The sequence below is a fragment of the Pantoea pleuroti genome (assembly GCF_014156615.1).
GTDB classification, from domain to species: Bacteria; Pseudomonadota; Gammaproteobacteria; order Enterobacterales; family Enterobacteriaceae; genus Pantoea; species Pantoea agglomerans.
This window is the reverse complement of record NZ_SBFD01000011.1, coordinates 102,216-116,064: the sequence shown is the minus strand read 5'-3', so window position 1 is coordinate 116,064 and position 13,849 is coordinate 102,216. Positions and strand designations below refer to the sequence as shown.

12 protein-coding genes are annotated in these 13,849 nt (G+C 54.4%); 4 read left to right on the top strand and 8 right to left on the bottom strand.

What is annotated here, in order from left to right; genetic code table 11:
- Position 1: 1 nt before the first annotated feature.
- From ispU to rpsB, 6 genes are all read right to left on the bottom strand, one after another.
- Complete coding sequence (ispU, locus tag EPG66_RS20095) at positions 2–754, bottom strand: (2E,6E)-farnesyl-diphosphate-specific ditrans,polycis-undecaprenyl-diphosphate synthase (RefSeq protein ID WP_010254107.1); 753 nt, start codon at positions 752–754, stop codon at positions 2–4.
- Between the two features lie 181 nt (positions 755–935).
- Positions 936–2,132: a 1-deoxy-D-xylulose-5-phosphate reductoisomerase gene (gene ispC, locus EPG66_RS20090; protein WP_022625453.1), complete on the bottom strand. Its 1,197-nt coding sequence runs from the start codon at positions 2,130–2,132 to the stop codon at positions 936–938.
- A 111-nt stretch (positions 2,133–2,243) separates the two neighbouring features.
- Positions 2,244–2,801, bottom strand: coding sequence for a ribosome recycling factor (gene frr / locus EPG66_RS20085; protein ID WP_010254103.1), 558 nt, complete (start codon positions 2,799–2,801; stop codon positions 2,244–2,246).
- A gap of 143 nt (positions 2,802–2,944) precedes the next feature.
- Complete coding sequence (gene pyrH / locus EPG66_RS20080; RefSeq protein ID WP_010254099.1) at positions 2,945–3,670, bottom strand: UMP kinase; 726 nt, start codon at positions 3,668–3,670, stop codon at positions 2,945–2,947.
- A gap of 157 nt (positions 3,671–3,827) precedes the next feature.
- A complete protein-coding gene (gene tsf / locus EPG66_RS20075) occupies positions 3,828–4,679 on the bottom strand; it encodes a translation elongation factor Ts (protein WP_031591214.1) in 852 nt (283 codons plus the stop codon).
- Positions 4,680–4,860: 181 nt separating this feature from the next.
- Positions 4,861–5,586 carry a 30S ribosomal protein S2 gene (gene rpsB / locus EPG66_RS20070; RefSeq protein WP_008925636.1) on the bottom strand — a complete coding sequence of 242 codons (726 nt, stop codon included), beginning with the start codon at positions 5,584–5,586 and terminating at the stop codon, positions 4,861–4,863.
- Positions 5,587–5,904: 318 nt separating this feature from the next.
- Here rpsB and map point away from each other — a divergent pair, with 318 nt between their 5' ends.
- From map to EPG66_RS20050, 4 genes are all read left to right on the top strand, one after another.
- Positions 5,905–6,699 (top strand): type I methionyl aminopeptidase, encoded by a 795-nt coding sequence (map, locus tag EPG66_RS20065; RefSeq protein ID WP_010254092.1) that lies wholly within the window; start codon positions 5,905–5,907, stop codon positions 6,697–6,699.
- 66 nt (positions 6,700–6,765) lie between these two features.
- On the top strand, positions 6,766–9,420 hold the full coding sequence (gene glnD, locus EPG66_RS20060; protein WP_182687921.1) for a bifunctional uridylyltransferase/uridylyl-removing protein GlnD: 2,655 nt from the start codon (positions 6,766–6,768) through the stop codon (positions 9,418–9,420).
- An 83-nt stretch (positions 9,421–9,503) separates the two neighbouring features.
- Positions 9,504–10,328 (top strand): 2,3,4,5-tetrahydropyridine-2,6-dicarboxylate N-succinyltransferase, encoded by an 825-nt coding sequence (gene dapD / locus EPG66_RS20055; protein WP_010671859.1) that lies wholly within the window; start codon positions 9,504–9,506, stop codon positions 10,326–10,328.
- Positions 10,329–10,552: 224 nt separating this feature from the next.
- Positions 10,553–10,945, top strand: a complete 393-nt coding sequence (locus tag EPG66_RS20050) for a DUF3461 family protein (RefSeq protein WP_010254085.1) — start codon at positions 10,553–10,555, stop codon at positions 10,943–10,945.
- A 60-nt stretch (positions 10,946–11,005) separates the two neighbouring features.
- On the opposite strand, the gene EPG66_RS20045 is transcribed toward EPG66_RS20050, so the two are convergent.
- Together EPG66_RS20045 and degP are read right to left on the bottom strand one after the other, a co-directional pair.
- Entirely contained in the window at positions 11,006–12,163 is a 1,158-nt protein-coding gene (locus EPG66_RS20045; protein WP_031591218.1) for a CdaR family transcriptional regulator, read from the bottom strand.
- 184 nt (positions 12,164–12,347) lie between these two features.
- Entirely contained in the window at positions 12,348–13,793 is a 1,446-nt protein-coding gene (degP, locus tag EPG66_RS20040) for a serine endoprotease DegP (RefSeq protein ID WP_182687919.1), read from the bottom strand.
- Positions 13,794–13,849 lie beyond the last annotated feature (56 nt).

Here is a 13,849-nt window from a genome sequence, read left to right as displayed (position 1 = left end):
CTCAGGCGCCGCCTGGTGCAGCGCCGCCAAAACGACGCTCCCGCAGAGAGAATGCATTCAGTGCACCTTCAAAAACGTGTTCATCGAAATCCGGCCAGAGCACATCGGTAAAATAGAATTCAGCATAGGCAATCTGCCACAGCAGGAAGTTGCTAATCCGATGCTCTCCCCCGGTCCTTATCACTAAATCCACTGGCGCCAGCTCCTGCATACAGAGCTGCGACGTCAGGCTCTCTTCGGTAATCTGGTCAGGTCGCAGTAATCCTTCCTGAACCTGTTCAGCCAGTTTTTTCACGCCTTCGATAATATCCCAACGGCCGCCATAGTTGGCAGCAATGTTGAGCGTCAGGCCACTATTATTTGCGGTCAGCGTCTCAGAACGGCGAATACGTTCCTGAATACGCGGGCTGAAACGGCTGGTATCGCCAATGACGCGTAAGCGAACATTGTGTTTGTGCAGGCTCTTCACTTCACTATCAAGCGCCCAGACAAAGAGTTCCATTAACGCGGTGACTTCCTGCGGTGGACGACTCCAGTTTTCACTGCTGAAGGCGTAAAGCGTCAGGGCTTCAAGATTGTTACTGACCGCAAAGCTGACGGCACGGCGTACCGATTTAACGCCAGCTTTATGGCCTGAAATACGCAATTTACCCTGATTTTTGGCCCAGCGGCCATTGCCATCCATGATGATAGCGACGTGGCGCGGACCGTTTCCCTGCTGGTCATCAGTGTTGTTGTGATTGTTAGACGACATAACGCTTAACCAATTCCTTTCATCAGAAATGCTGTGGTTTCTGAATACATTGCGCCCGATTCAAATCCCGACACACTCTCAGTGCCGGGCCACACCGAATTCGGTGACAGACCGTGAAACGCGAGCCAGCGACTATATCATTTTCACCTGAAGCGAACAAATGGCCTCATAACGATCGGCCTCACGACGTGAAACGCGGCAACATTTCTGTCGCCAGCGCGCGTGCAGTGCGATCGATTTCAAGGACAGCGTCCACCGAATCCGGCTCCGGACACACTTGTGCCGCCATCACCTCACTATTAAGCGCGGCAATGTCGGTGAAGCGGATCTGGTGATTCAGGAAAGCCGCGACGGCAACCTCGTTGGCTGCATTCAGCGTGGTGGTCGCCGCCTGCCCCGCATCACAGGCATCAATGGCCAGTTTCAGACAGGGATAGCGACTAAAATCAGGTTCTGCAAAGGAGAGCGCCGACATGCGGGTAAAATCCAGCGGCGTCACGCCTGCATTGATGCGCGAAGGCCAGGCCATGCTGTGGGCAATCGGCGTACGCATATCAGGAGAACCTAATTGAGCCAGCACGCTGCCATCGCAGTATCGCACCATGGAGTGAATCACCGACTGTGGGTGGAGTATCACTTCCATTTGCGCTGCGCTGGCATTAAACAACCAACGGGCTTCAATGTACTCAAGACCTTTATTCATCATGGTGGCCGAATCGACAGAGATTTTTCTCCCCATCGACCAGTTCGGATGTGCACAGGCCTGATCTGGCGACATGGCGCTGAGATCCGCTAAATCTGTGTCACGAAAAGGACCACCCGATCCCGTAAGGATAATCGACTCAATGCCATTATCCCGCAGGTCAGCGTAACCTAACTGATGCTGGATGGTAGCCGGTAAACTCTGAAAAATGGCGTTATGCTCGCTGTCGACCGGTAGTAACTGTGCGTTATGATGACGCACGGCCTCCATAAACAAACGGCCGCAGGTGACAAGCGATTCTTTGTTGGCCAGCAGCACCGTTTTGCCGGCGCGAATGGCCGCCAGCGTCGGCAGCAAACCCGATGCGCCGACGATCGCCGCCATCACCTGATCCACCTCATCCAGCGCGGCCAGCTCACAGGCTGCCTGAACGCCGGAGAGCACTTCAGTATTGACCCTGATTGCTCTCAGTCGCTCACGCAACGCAGCGGCGGATGCCTCGTCTGCCATGCAGGCGTAGCGTGGTGTAAAGGCCGCACACTGCTCGGCCATCAGCGCCACGTTATGGCCGGCAACCAGCGCCGTAATCTGATAAAGCGCCGGGTTGGCGCGCACCACCGCCAGCGTACTGGTGCCGATTGAGCCGGTGGATCCCAGCAGAGTTAATCGCTTCATGAAGCTATCCGTGTGAAGTCAGCGTGCCCACAGGCACAATGTAAAACGCCGCCAGATGTCGCATTCATACGAATACCTCTCTGTACGGCGTTTTGTCCGGCAGTGATGGGATTAGAAATCCATCAGCTCCGTCTCTTTTTCTGACAGTGCAGCATCAACTTTCTTGATGTAAGCATCGGTCATTTTTTGCACTTCATCCTGCGCACGACGTTCGTCGTCTTCGCTGATCTCTTTATCTTTCAGCAGCGCTTTGATTTTATCGTTGGCATCGCGACGGACGTTACGTACCGACACACGGCCCTGCTCGGCTTCGCCGCGCACGATTTTAATCAGATCTTTACGACGCTCTTCTGTCAGCGCAGGCAGCGGAACACGGATGTCGGTACCGGCTGAACTTGGGTTCAGACCGAGATCGGACTTCATGATCGCTTTTTCGACTGCCGGACTCAGTGAACGATCAAACACGTTGATTTTCAGCGTGCGTGAATCTTCCACAGTGACAGAAGCCAGCTGACGCAGTGGCGTCGGCGTGCCGTAATATTCGACGACGATGCCGTCGAGCAGCGAAGGTGAAGCACGACCGGTGCGCACTTTGCTGATGGTGGTTTTGAATGCTTCAACGCATTTTTCCATGCGCGTGTCAGCATCTTTTTTGATGTCGTTAATCACGTTGAAACCCTTGGATTCGGTTTGACCTGGCCAGTTCCGGCGTAACCGGAAGCGGGATCGATAATCATCGATAATCCTGACTGGTGCGCGATGCATTCTCATCGCGCTGACAGAATATACCTTATTTTATCTCGCCTCGGGTATTAATGCGTAATCAGGGTGCCTTCTTTTTCACCCATCACTACGCGACGCAGTGCGCCAGGCTTATTCATGTTGAAAACACGGATAGGTAATTTGTGGTCACGCGCCAGGGTAAAGGCCGCAAGATCCATCACTTTCAGCTCCTGATCCAGCACTTCAGCATAGGTCAGTTGCTCATACAGCGTTGCGTCCGGGCTTTTCACCGGATCCGCAGAGTAGACGCCGTCCACTTTGGTCGCTTTCAGCACGACGTCCGCTTCAATCTCAATGCCGCGCAGGCACGCTGCAGAGTCAGTGGTGAAGAACGGGTTACCGGTACCGGCGGAGAAGATCACCACGCGGTTGTTACGCAGCAGGCTGATCGCTTCTGCCCAGCTGTAGTTGTCACAGACGCCATTCAGTGGAATCGCTGACATCAGGCGTGCATTCACATAGGCGCGGTGCAGTGCATCACGCATCGCCAGGCCATTCATTACGGTTGCCAGCATACCCATGTGGTCACCCACAACGCGGTTCATGCCAGCCTGCTGCAGGCTCGCTCCACGGAACAGGTTCCCTCCGCCAATCACCACGCCAACCTGAATGCCCAGTTCAACCAGCTCTTTTACCTCTTGTGCCATGCGGTCAAGCACACTCGCGTCGATACCAAAACCTTCAGCGCCTTGCAGGGCTTCGCCGCTGAGTTTAAGCAGGATACGTTGATAAACAGGTTTTGCGTTGGTCGCCATGGTCAGTTCTTCCTGGAAGATAGGGTGTAAAGGAGAAGTAAATTCTGATCGATCATCCGCTTACCGCAATGAAATTGCTATTGGGATGAAACTGAAAATGTATCTGTTGCGATTCACAGACAAAAAAGAACCGCCATCTGGCGGTTCTTTCAGAGCATTAAGACTGTTTGGACATTGCTGCAACTTCTGCAGCGAAGTCAGACTCAACTTTCTCGATGCCTTCACCGACTTCGAAGCGGATGAAGTTGATAACGTCAGCGCCCTGCTCTTTCAGAGCCTGGCCAACGGTTTTGCTTGGGTCGATAACGAAAGCCTGACCAGTCAGAGAGACTTCGCCGGTGAATTTCTTCATACGGCCTTCAACCATCTTCTCTGCGATCTCTTTTGGCTTGCCAGACTGCATCGCGATGTCCAGCTGAACCTGGTACTCTTTATCAACCACGTCAGCAGAAACGTCTTCTGGCTTAACGAATTCAGGCTTGCTTGCCGCAACGTGCATCGCGACCTGTTTGATCAGATCTTCGTTAGCGCCTTTGGTTGAAACCAGAACGCCGATACGTGCGCCGTGCAGGTAGCTGCCCAGCTCTGCGCCTTCCAGGATAGCAACGCGACGGATGTTGATGTTCTCACCGATTTTAGCAACCAGTGCAACGCGCTCTTCTTCGAACTGCGCTTTCAGAACTTCAACGTCGGTAACGCGATCAGCTGCAGCCGCATCCAGAACTTTGTCTGCGAACGCCTGGAAACCGCCATCTTTTGCAACGAAGTCAGTCTGGCAGTTTACTTCCAGAATTACGCCGTAGTCGCCAACGATCTTGGTTTTGATTACGCCATCAGCAGCAACGTTGCCTGCTTTTTTCGCTGCTTTGATTGCGCCAGACTTACGCATGTTCTCAATCGCCAGCTCAATGTCGCCGTTCGCTTCAGTCAGCGCTTTTTTGCAATCCATCATGCCAGCGCCAGTACGCTCACGCAGTTCTTTTACCAATGCAGCGGTAATGTCAGCCATTCCAGAATCCTCGGTTCGTGCCTGTGTACGTTTGCACCAGCAGACACTTATTTGCGGAAAATTTACTCTGTCCCGCCGTCCGGTTGGGGGCGTGACAGACTTAGATAAAATAAAGGGGCCAGTATAGGCCCCTTACAGATCACATCTGAATGCTAAGGGCTCTTATGCAGAGCAAACCTTATTAAGCGTTTTCTAAAGACGCTTCTTCAGCTTGCTCAGCCAGGTCCTGAGAGCGGCCTTCGCGAACGGTGGTCGCAACGGCAGTCAGGTACAGGTTTACAGCACGGATCGCATCGTCGTTACCTGGGATAACGAAATCAACGCCATCTGGATCTGAGTTGGTATCAACGATAGCAAATACCGGGATACCCAGGTTGTTTGCTTCTTTGATTGCGATGTGTTCGTGGTCAGCATCGACAACAAACAGCGCGTCTGGCAGACCGCCCATATCTTTGATACCGCCCAGACTGTTTTCCAGCTTGGCCAGCTCACGCGCACGCATCAGCGCTTCTTTTTTGGTCAGTTTGTCGAAAGTACCATCCTGAGACTGAATCTCCAGATCTTTCAGACGCTTGATTGACTGACGCACGGTTTTCCAGTTAGTCAGCATGCCACCCAACCAGCGGTGGTTTACGAAGAACTGGTCGCAGCTCAGTGCAGACTCTTTTACCGCCTGAGCAGCAGCACGCTTAGTACCTACGATCAGGATCTTACCTTTACGGGAAGAGATCTTGTTCAGTTCAGCCAGAGCTTCGTTGAACATAGGTACAGTTTTTTCCAGGTTGATGATGTGAACCTTGTTACGAGCACCAAAGATGAATGGCTTCATTTTTGGGTTCCAGTAACGGGTCTGGTGACCGAAGTGAACACCAGCCTGGAGCATGTCGCGCATGGAAACAGTTGCCATGATAAAACCTCTAAAGTTTGATTGGGGTTGGGCCTCCATGTATCCCATACGACCGACCTCTTTCAAGGCACCCCGGCGTATGTGTCGATACATGTGTGTTTTATTACACATAATGAGAGTTATGCGTTTCCTGCTGACCGAAACGGCCATACAGAGAATCGTCGGCGCGCTTTATACCACAACCAGCCCAGGGACGCCAATAAATGATCGCTGACGGAGGTCAGCGCGTTCTCTATTTGGCAGCCCATTTGCTGGCTGCTAACATGACAGCACAGAACTTATTATTGTCGAAAATTTCGACAACTGCGGATTAATTTAATGGCAATTTCAATTAAAACCCCTGAAGAAATCGAAAAAATGCGCGTCGCGGGCCGACTGGCCGCCGAAGTGCTGGAGATGATCGAGCCTTACGTAAAACCGGGTGTGACCACCGGTGAACTGGACCGCATCTGCCACGATCACATTACTCAAAAGCAACAGGCTGTCTCCGCCTGCCTCGGCTATCACGGCTTTCCGAAGTCGGTCTGCATCTCGGTGAATGAAGTGGTGTGCCACGGAATCCCCAGCGATGATCGTCCGTTAAAAGATGGCGATGTGGTGAACATCGATGTCACCGTAATTAAAGATGAATACCACGGCGATACCTCAAAGATGTTTATCGTTGGTAAGCCGACTATTCAGGGCGAACGCCTGTGCCGTGTCACGCAGGAGAGCCTCTACCTCTCACTGCGTCTGATCAAGCCCGGCATCCGCCTGCGCGAACTGGGCCGCGCCATCCAGAAATATGTCGAAGCCAACGACTTCTCTGTGGTGCGTGAATATTGTGGCCACGGTATCGGCAAGGGTTTCCATGAAGAGCCTCAGGTGCTGCATTACGATGCCGATGATGGCGGCGTGGTACTCCAGGCAGGCATGACCTTTACGGTAGAACCGATGGTCAATGCCGGGGATTACCGCATCCGCACCATGAAAGATGGCTGGACGGTAAAAACCAAAGATCGCAGCTTGTCCGCGCAGTATGAGCATACTATTGTGGTGACGGAGAACGGCTGTGAGATTTTAACCCTGCGCAAAGACGACACGCTGCCCGCTGTGCTCGTCGCCGAAGGGTAATTCCCCCATTACAGATCAAGCCGGCGCTGAGCCGGCTTTTTTTTGGCTAAAAAAGAGAAGAGCTGCATGAGCGTGAGTCTGTCAGAAGAGGTAAAAAACGGTCTGGTCGATTCGCCAGCCGAATGGGGTGACGACCAGCTGACGCGCGACATTCTGAAGCCGCGGCTGGAACTATTTCAGCAACATCTGGCCGCCGCTTTTGATGCCGGTGAACCCGTTGAGCCGCTGATTGATGCCCGCACGCTGTTTATCGATCGGCTGCTGCGTCGCCTGTGGCGCTTCTTTGGTTTTGATGAGATGCCGGCTATCGCGCTGGTCGCCGTTGGCGGCTATGGCCGTGCCGAACTGCATCCGCTCTCTGATATAGATGTCCTGATCCTGAGCCGCCAGCCGCTGGATGAACAGGCTGCGCAGCACACCAGCGACCTGTTAACGCTGATGTGGGACCTTAAGCTGGAAGTGGGCCACAGCGTGCGCACGCTGGAAGAGTGTCTGCTGGAGGGATTATCTGACCTGACCGTTGCCACCAATCTGATTGAGTCACGCATGCTGACCGGTGATGTGGCGCTGTTTCTGGAATTACAGAAAAACATCTTCAGCGACGGTTTCTGGCCCTCATCCTGCTTTTTCGCCGCCAAAATTGAAGAGCAGCAGGAGCGCCACAAGCGTTACCACGGCACCAGCTATAACCTTGAACCGGACATTAAAAGCAGCCCTGGTGGCCTGCGGGATATTCATACGCTGCAGTGGGTCGCCCGACGCCATTTTGGCGCCACCACGCTGGATGAGATGGTGGGCTTTGGTTTCCTCACCGACGCGGAGCGCAGCGAACTCAACGAATGTCAGGCATTTCTCTGGCGCATCCGCTTTGCCCTGCACCTCTCCCTGCCCCGCTACGATAACCGCCTGCTGTTTGATCGCCAGCTCAGCGTGGCACAACGCCTGAATTACCAGGGCGAGGGCAATGAGCCGGTCGAGCGGATGATGAAAGATTTCTATCGGGTCACGCGGCGTATCGGCGAACTGAATCAGATGCTGCTGCAGCTGTTTGATGAGGCGATTCTGGCGCTCTCCACCAGCGAAAAGCCCAGGCCTATTGATGACGATTTCCAGCTGCGTGGCGATTTGATCGACCTGCGCGACGAAACGCTGTTCCGACGAGAGCCGCAGGCGATTCTGCGCATGTTCTACGTCATGGTGCGTAACGACAGCATCAAAGGGATCTACTCCACCACCCTGCGTCACCTGCGCCATGCGCGTCGTCATCTTAAACAGCCGCTGTGTCAGATCCCGGAAGCGCGCCGCACCTTTATGTCGATTCTGCGCCATCCCGGCGCGGTCAGCCGGGCGCTGGTGCCGATGCATCGCTACAGCGTGTTGTGGGCTTATACGCCGCTGTGGGGCCATATCGTCGGACAGATGCAGTTCGATCTGTTTCACGCCTACACCGTGGATGAGCACACCATTCGGGTGCTGCAGAAGCTGGAAAGTTTTGCCAATGAAAGTACCCGTCCGCAGCATCCACTGTGCGTCGAGCTATGGCCGCGTCTGCCGCAGCAGGAGCTGTTGCTGATGGCCGCGCTGCTTCATGACATTGCCAAAGGGCGCGGCGGCGATCACTCCATTCTCGGCGCGCAGGATGCGCTCGATTTTGCTGAAATGCACGGTCTCAATTCACGTGAGACCCAGCTGGTGGCCTGGCTGGTGCGTCATCATCTGCTGATGTCGGTGACAGCACAGCGGCGCGATATTCAGGACCCGACGGTGATACAGCAGTTCGCCGAGGTGATGCAGAATGAGAACCGGCTGCGCTATCTGGTTTGCCTGACCGTAGCCGATATCTGCGCCACCAATGAAAGTCTGTGGAACAGCTGGAAGCAGAGCCTGTTACGTGAACTCTTTTTCGCCACCGAGAAGCAGTTGCGACGCGGCATGGAAAACAGTCCGGATCTGCGTGAGCGGGTGCGTCATCATCGCCTGCAGGCGCTGGCGCTGCTGCGGATGGACAACATCAATGAAGAGCGTCTGCACCAGATCTGGAATCGCTGCCGCGCTGACTACTTCCTGCGCCATACGCCGAATCAGATCGCCTGGCATGCCCGCCACTTACTGGTTCACGACCTGAAAAAACCGCTGGTGCTGGTCAGTCCGCAGGCCACGCGCGGCGGGACCGAAATCTTTATCTGGAGTCCCGATCGCCCGCACCTGTTTGCCGCCGTAGCGGGTGAACTCGATCGCCGTAATCTCAGCGTGCACGATGCGCAAATCTTTACCAGCCGCGACGGCATGGCGATGGATACCTTTATTGTGCTGGAGCCGGATGGCAGCCCGCTCTCTCCGGATCGCCATCCAATGATCATTCAGGCGCTGGATCAGGCGATAACCCAGTCAGAGTGGGCGCCGCCGCGTACCCGCCGTCCGTCGGCCAAACTCAGGCATTTCAGCGTCGATACCGAGGTCAATTTCCTGCCGACGCATACCGATCGTCGCAGCTATCTGGAACTGGTGGCGCTGGATCAGCCAGGCCTGCTGGCGCGGGTCGGTGAAGTCTTTGCCGATCTCGGGGTCTCACTGCATGGCGCACGCATCAGCACCATCGGCGAGCGGGTCGAAGATTTGTTTATTCTGGCCAACAGTGAACGTCAGGCGCTGGACGAAGAAATGCGAAAAGCGTTGCGACAACGGTTGACAGAGGCCCTTAATCCAAACGATAAAGTGTGACCAGACTCGATTTGTAAACATTAATCTCTTTACTTGTGTCGGGATATTGCCCGGCATCGCACATGACAGATCAGGAAAAAAATATGCAACAGTTACAGAGCGTTATTGAATCCGCCTTCGAACGTCGCGCTGACATCACACCCGCCAGCGTCGACAGCGAAACCCGTGATGCCATCAACCAGGTAATCGCCCTGCTGGACAGCGGTGCACTGCGCGTTTCTGAGAAGATCGACGGCGAGTGGGTAACGCATCAGTGGCTGAAGAAAGCCGTACTGCTCTCTTTCCGCATCAATGACAATCAGGTGATGGAAGGTGCAGAAACCCGCTTTTACGACAAAGTGCCGATGAAGTTTGCAGGCTGGGATGAAGCGCGTTTCAAAGAAGCCGGTTTCCGCGTCGTGCCGCCTGCGGCTGTGCGTCAGGGTGCCTATATCGCCCGCAACACAGTGCTGATGCCTTCTTACGTCAACATTGGCGCCTTTGTGGATGAAGGCACCATGGTGGACACCTGGGCGACCGTTGGCTCCTGTGCGCAGATTGGTAAAAACGTTCACCTTTCTGGCGGCGTGGGTATCGGTGGCGTGCTGGAGCCGCTGCAGGCGAACCCGACCATCATCGAAGATAACTGCTTCATTGGCGCGCGCTCTGAAATCGTTGAAGGCGTGATTGTTGAAGAAGGTTCAGTGATCTCAATGGGCGTTTACATCGGCCAGAGCACCAAAATTTATGACCGCGAGACCGGTGAAGTGCATTACGGCCGTGTTCCTGCGGGGTCCGTAGTGGTTTCAGGTAACCTGCCCTCTAAAGATGGCAGCTACAGCCTCTACTGTGCCGTGATCGTGAAGAAAGTGGATGCAAAAACGCTGGGCAAAACAGGCATCAACGAACTGCTGCGCACCATCGATTGATTTAAGTGATGGGCTGGTTTCCAGCCCGTCATCTTTTCTTTACAGTGATTCCCAAATAACATGCTTCGCGTCGCGAATTAACTGGTGCGTTTAGTTTTTATCCAGGTCATAATCCGCGCCAGTTAAATCCTGTCGCGCAATGTTCATCCCGCTTATTTATGTCTACAGTTGACGGACGTCATGAACAAATCTGCGCGCTTCTCACTTTTGATGGAAACAACGCTATGTATGACAATCTGAAAAGCTTAGGTATCAGTAACCCGGACGACATTGACCGCTATAGCCTGCGTCAGGAAGCCAATAACGACATTCTGAAAATCTACTTCCGCAAAGATAAAGGAGAGTTTTTCGCGAAGAGCGTCAAATTCAAATATCCGCGCCAGCGCAAAACGGTTGTTGCCGATCACGCGACCCAGGGCTACAAAGAAGTTCAGGAAATCAGCCCGAATCTGCGTTATGTCATCGATGAGCTGGACCAGATTTGCCAGCGCGATCAGGTTGAAGTGGATCTGAAACGCAAAATTCTGGATGACCTGCGTCACCTGGAAAGCGTGGTTTCCCACAAGATCACTGAAATTGAATCGGATCTGGAAAAATTAACCCGTAACGGTCGTTAATTTCCTGCCCGACCAGAGAGGCCAGCATTGCTGGCCTTTTTTATGCCGCAAATCTGCACTTCAGCCCTGCTCATCCAGTTGCAAAGCGACATAGAGCAACAGCCTGTCATCAAAATGGCCAAGATTCAGTCCGGTCAGTTCAGAAATCCGGTTCAGCCGGTATTCCAGCGTATTACGATGAATGAACAGCGCACGCGCGGTAGCGCTCGGCTGAACGTTGTGGGTGAACCAGGCGATCAGCGTGCGGCGCAGCAAGCCGTTATTATCCATGCTCTTGAGCTTCGCCAGTGGCCGGGCGAGCTCATTGGCCTGCCAGCCACCCCGCAGGCTGTCGAGCAGCACGGGCAGCACCAGATCCTGATAAAAATAGCTGCGTACCTCGGGCATACGTTGTTTACCCACCATCATGGTGGTGCGCGCTGTCCGGTAAGAGCGTGCGATGCTGCCGGGTCCGGTAAAGAAGTTGCCCAGCGCGATACGCATCCGAAGATGACCGCTCTCTTTCATCCGCTGTAGTAACTGCTCTACGCGGCGGCGATGATCCTCCTGATCGTAACGCCCATGCCCATTCAGAGCCGGTTTCAGCACCACCATTTCGGTCAGTGACACAATCGCGATCAGATTGTCCCGCTCCGGCGTGGTCAGCAGCGTTTGCAGCTGCTGTAACTCTGACATCGCGCTGTCGACGCCGAGCTGACCACTATCCACTTCCACCACGGCGACCACACGCGGCTGATTGAGATCGATCCCGAGCCGCTGCGCCCATTCGGTAAGCTGTGGCGACAGGGTATCGCTGCGGATCAGGTTCAGCACCAGCTCTTCACGCAGACGGCTGTCCTGCGCCAGCATATGCAGCAGCCGGGCCTGCTCCAGCATCATCTCTGCGGTCATGCAGACCAGCTCGCCATAATGCCGCAGCGCCAGCGGTTCGCCGGTCAGGCCGATTACCCCGACGATGTCACCATCAATGCGCAGCGGCAGGTTAATGCCAGGCCGCACGCCATGAAGATGTTTAGCCACGGCCTCATCGATGTCGACAACGCGCCCCTGAGAGAGCACCAGCAGTGCACCTTCGTGCAACTCCCCAATACGTTCCCGGTCACCGCTGCCGATAATCCGGCCCCGCGCATCCATCACGTTGACATTGCTGTCAATAATTTTCATGGTGCGCGCCACGATATCCTGTGCCAGCCGGGCATCAAGGTGATAGGTAGCCATCCATTACTCCTGAAAAAGAGGGGGAGAAACAGAATACGCATGCACAGCACGCAGAACATTGTGCAATTGCACAGAGCCAGGCCGTCATTTGCCGAATTTGCGGCGAGCATCACACTCTGATGAGGCAGAAAGTGGACATAAAAAAGGCGGACCGCAGTCCGCCTCTTCATCCGTTGCTGTTCTGTTACTGCATCAGCAGATAGATACTGCTGTCGCCGCGCTTTATATTCAGCGCCAGAACGGACGGCTTGCTGTCGAGAACTTTGCGCAGCTCACCCAGGTTGGTCACTACCTGCTGGTTAACGCCCTGGATCACATCGCCCTTTTTCAGGCCGATACGCGCCGCAGCACTGCCCGGTTTCACGTTATCAACCCGGACACCTTTGGTACCCGCTTCGATATTACTGAGATCGGCGCCTTCAATGCCAGTGTAAATGGTCGCGGACTGCACTTTTGACTGGCTGCTCTGCTGCAACTTAACAGAGACATCGACCGGTTTGCCGTCACGCAGCAGCCCCAGTTTCAGGGTGGTGCCAACCGGCAATGAGCCCACTTCCGCACGCAGCGAAGCAAAGCTGCTCAGCGGTTTACCGTTCATCGAGACAATGACGTCACCCGCCTTAATACCGGCTTTGGCGGCAGCTGAGTCTGGCAGCACCTGGCTGACAAAGGCACCACGCTGCGCATCGACCTTCATCGCTTTTGCCAGCTCGGAGTTCAGCTCAGTCCCCTGCAAGCCCAGCTCGCCGCGTTTCACCTGACCAAACTCGACCATCTGTGCCGTCAGGTTTTTCACCATGTTGCTGGGGATAGCAAAGCCGATACCGATGTTGCCGCCATCGGGCGCCAGAATGGCGGTGTTAATCCCGATGAGTTCACCGTTGAGGTTAACCAGCGCACCACCGGAGTTGCCCCGGTTAATGGCCGCATCCGTCTGGATAAAGTTTTCGTAGTTTTCCACGTTCAGGCCACTGCGTCCCAGCGCGGAGACGATACCTGAGGTGACCGTTTCACCCAGACCATAAGGGTTGCCGATCGCCACGGTATAATCGCCGACGCGCAGGTTGTCAGAGTCAGCGATTTTGACTGCGGTAAGATTTTTGGCTTCCTGCAGCTGAATCAGGGCAATGTCAGAGCTGGGATCTTTACCGATGACTTTTGCGTCATAGCGACGACCGTCACTGAGCTGTACCTGAATTTTGGTGGCATTATTCACGACGTGGTTATTAGTTACCACATAGCCTTTGTCAGCGTTAATGATGACGCCCGATCCCAGAGCTCGGAATTTTTCCTGCTGGGTATCAGGCACTGGCGCGCCGCCGTTACCGCCTGCACCGTCGCCGTTCTGGCACATCGGTGAACCCTGGAACGGGGAACCATCCTGGCAGAATGGCGAATTGTCGCCAAAGAATTGCTGAAACTGCTGCGGCATACGCGGGGTTTTCACCGTGGTGGTTCCCTCGACGCTGATACTGACCACAGACGGCATCACCTTCTCCAGCATCGGTGCCAGACTTGGCTGTTGCAGACTATCGGAAGAGGCCGTTTGCGCAGCAGAAACAGTAACAGGGGCGAGCGCCATGCTCAGGCTCAACGCCAGCGCACTTAACATTAAGGTCTTTTTTTTCATTTTTCGTTTCTCAATAAGATTACTGTTCAGACCATTGCTGTGGTCGAAAGGTGAGA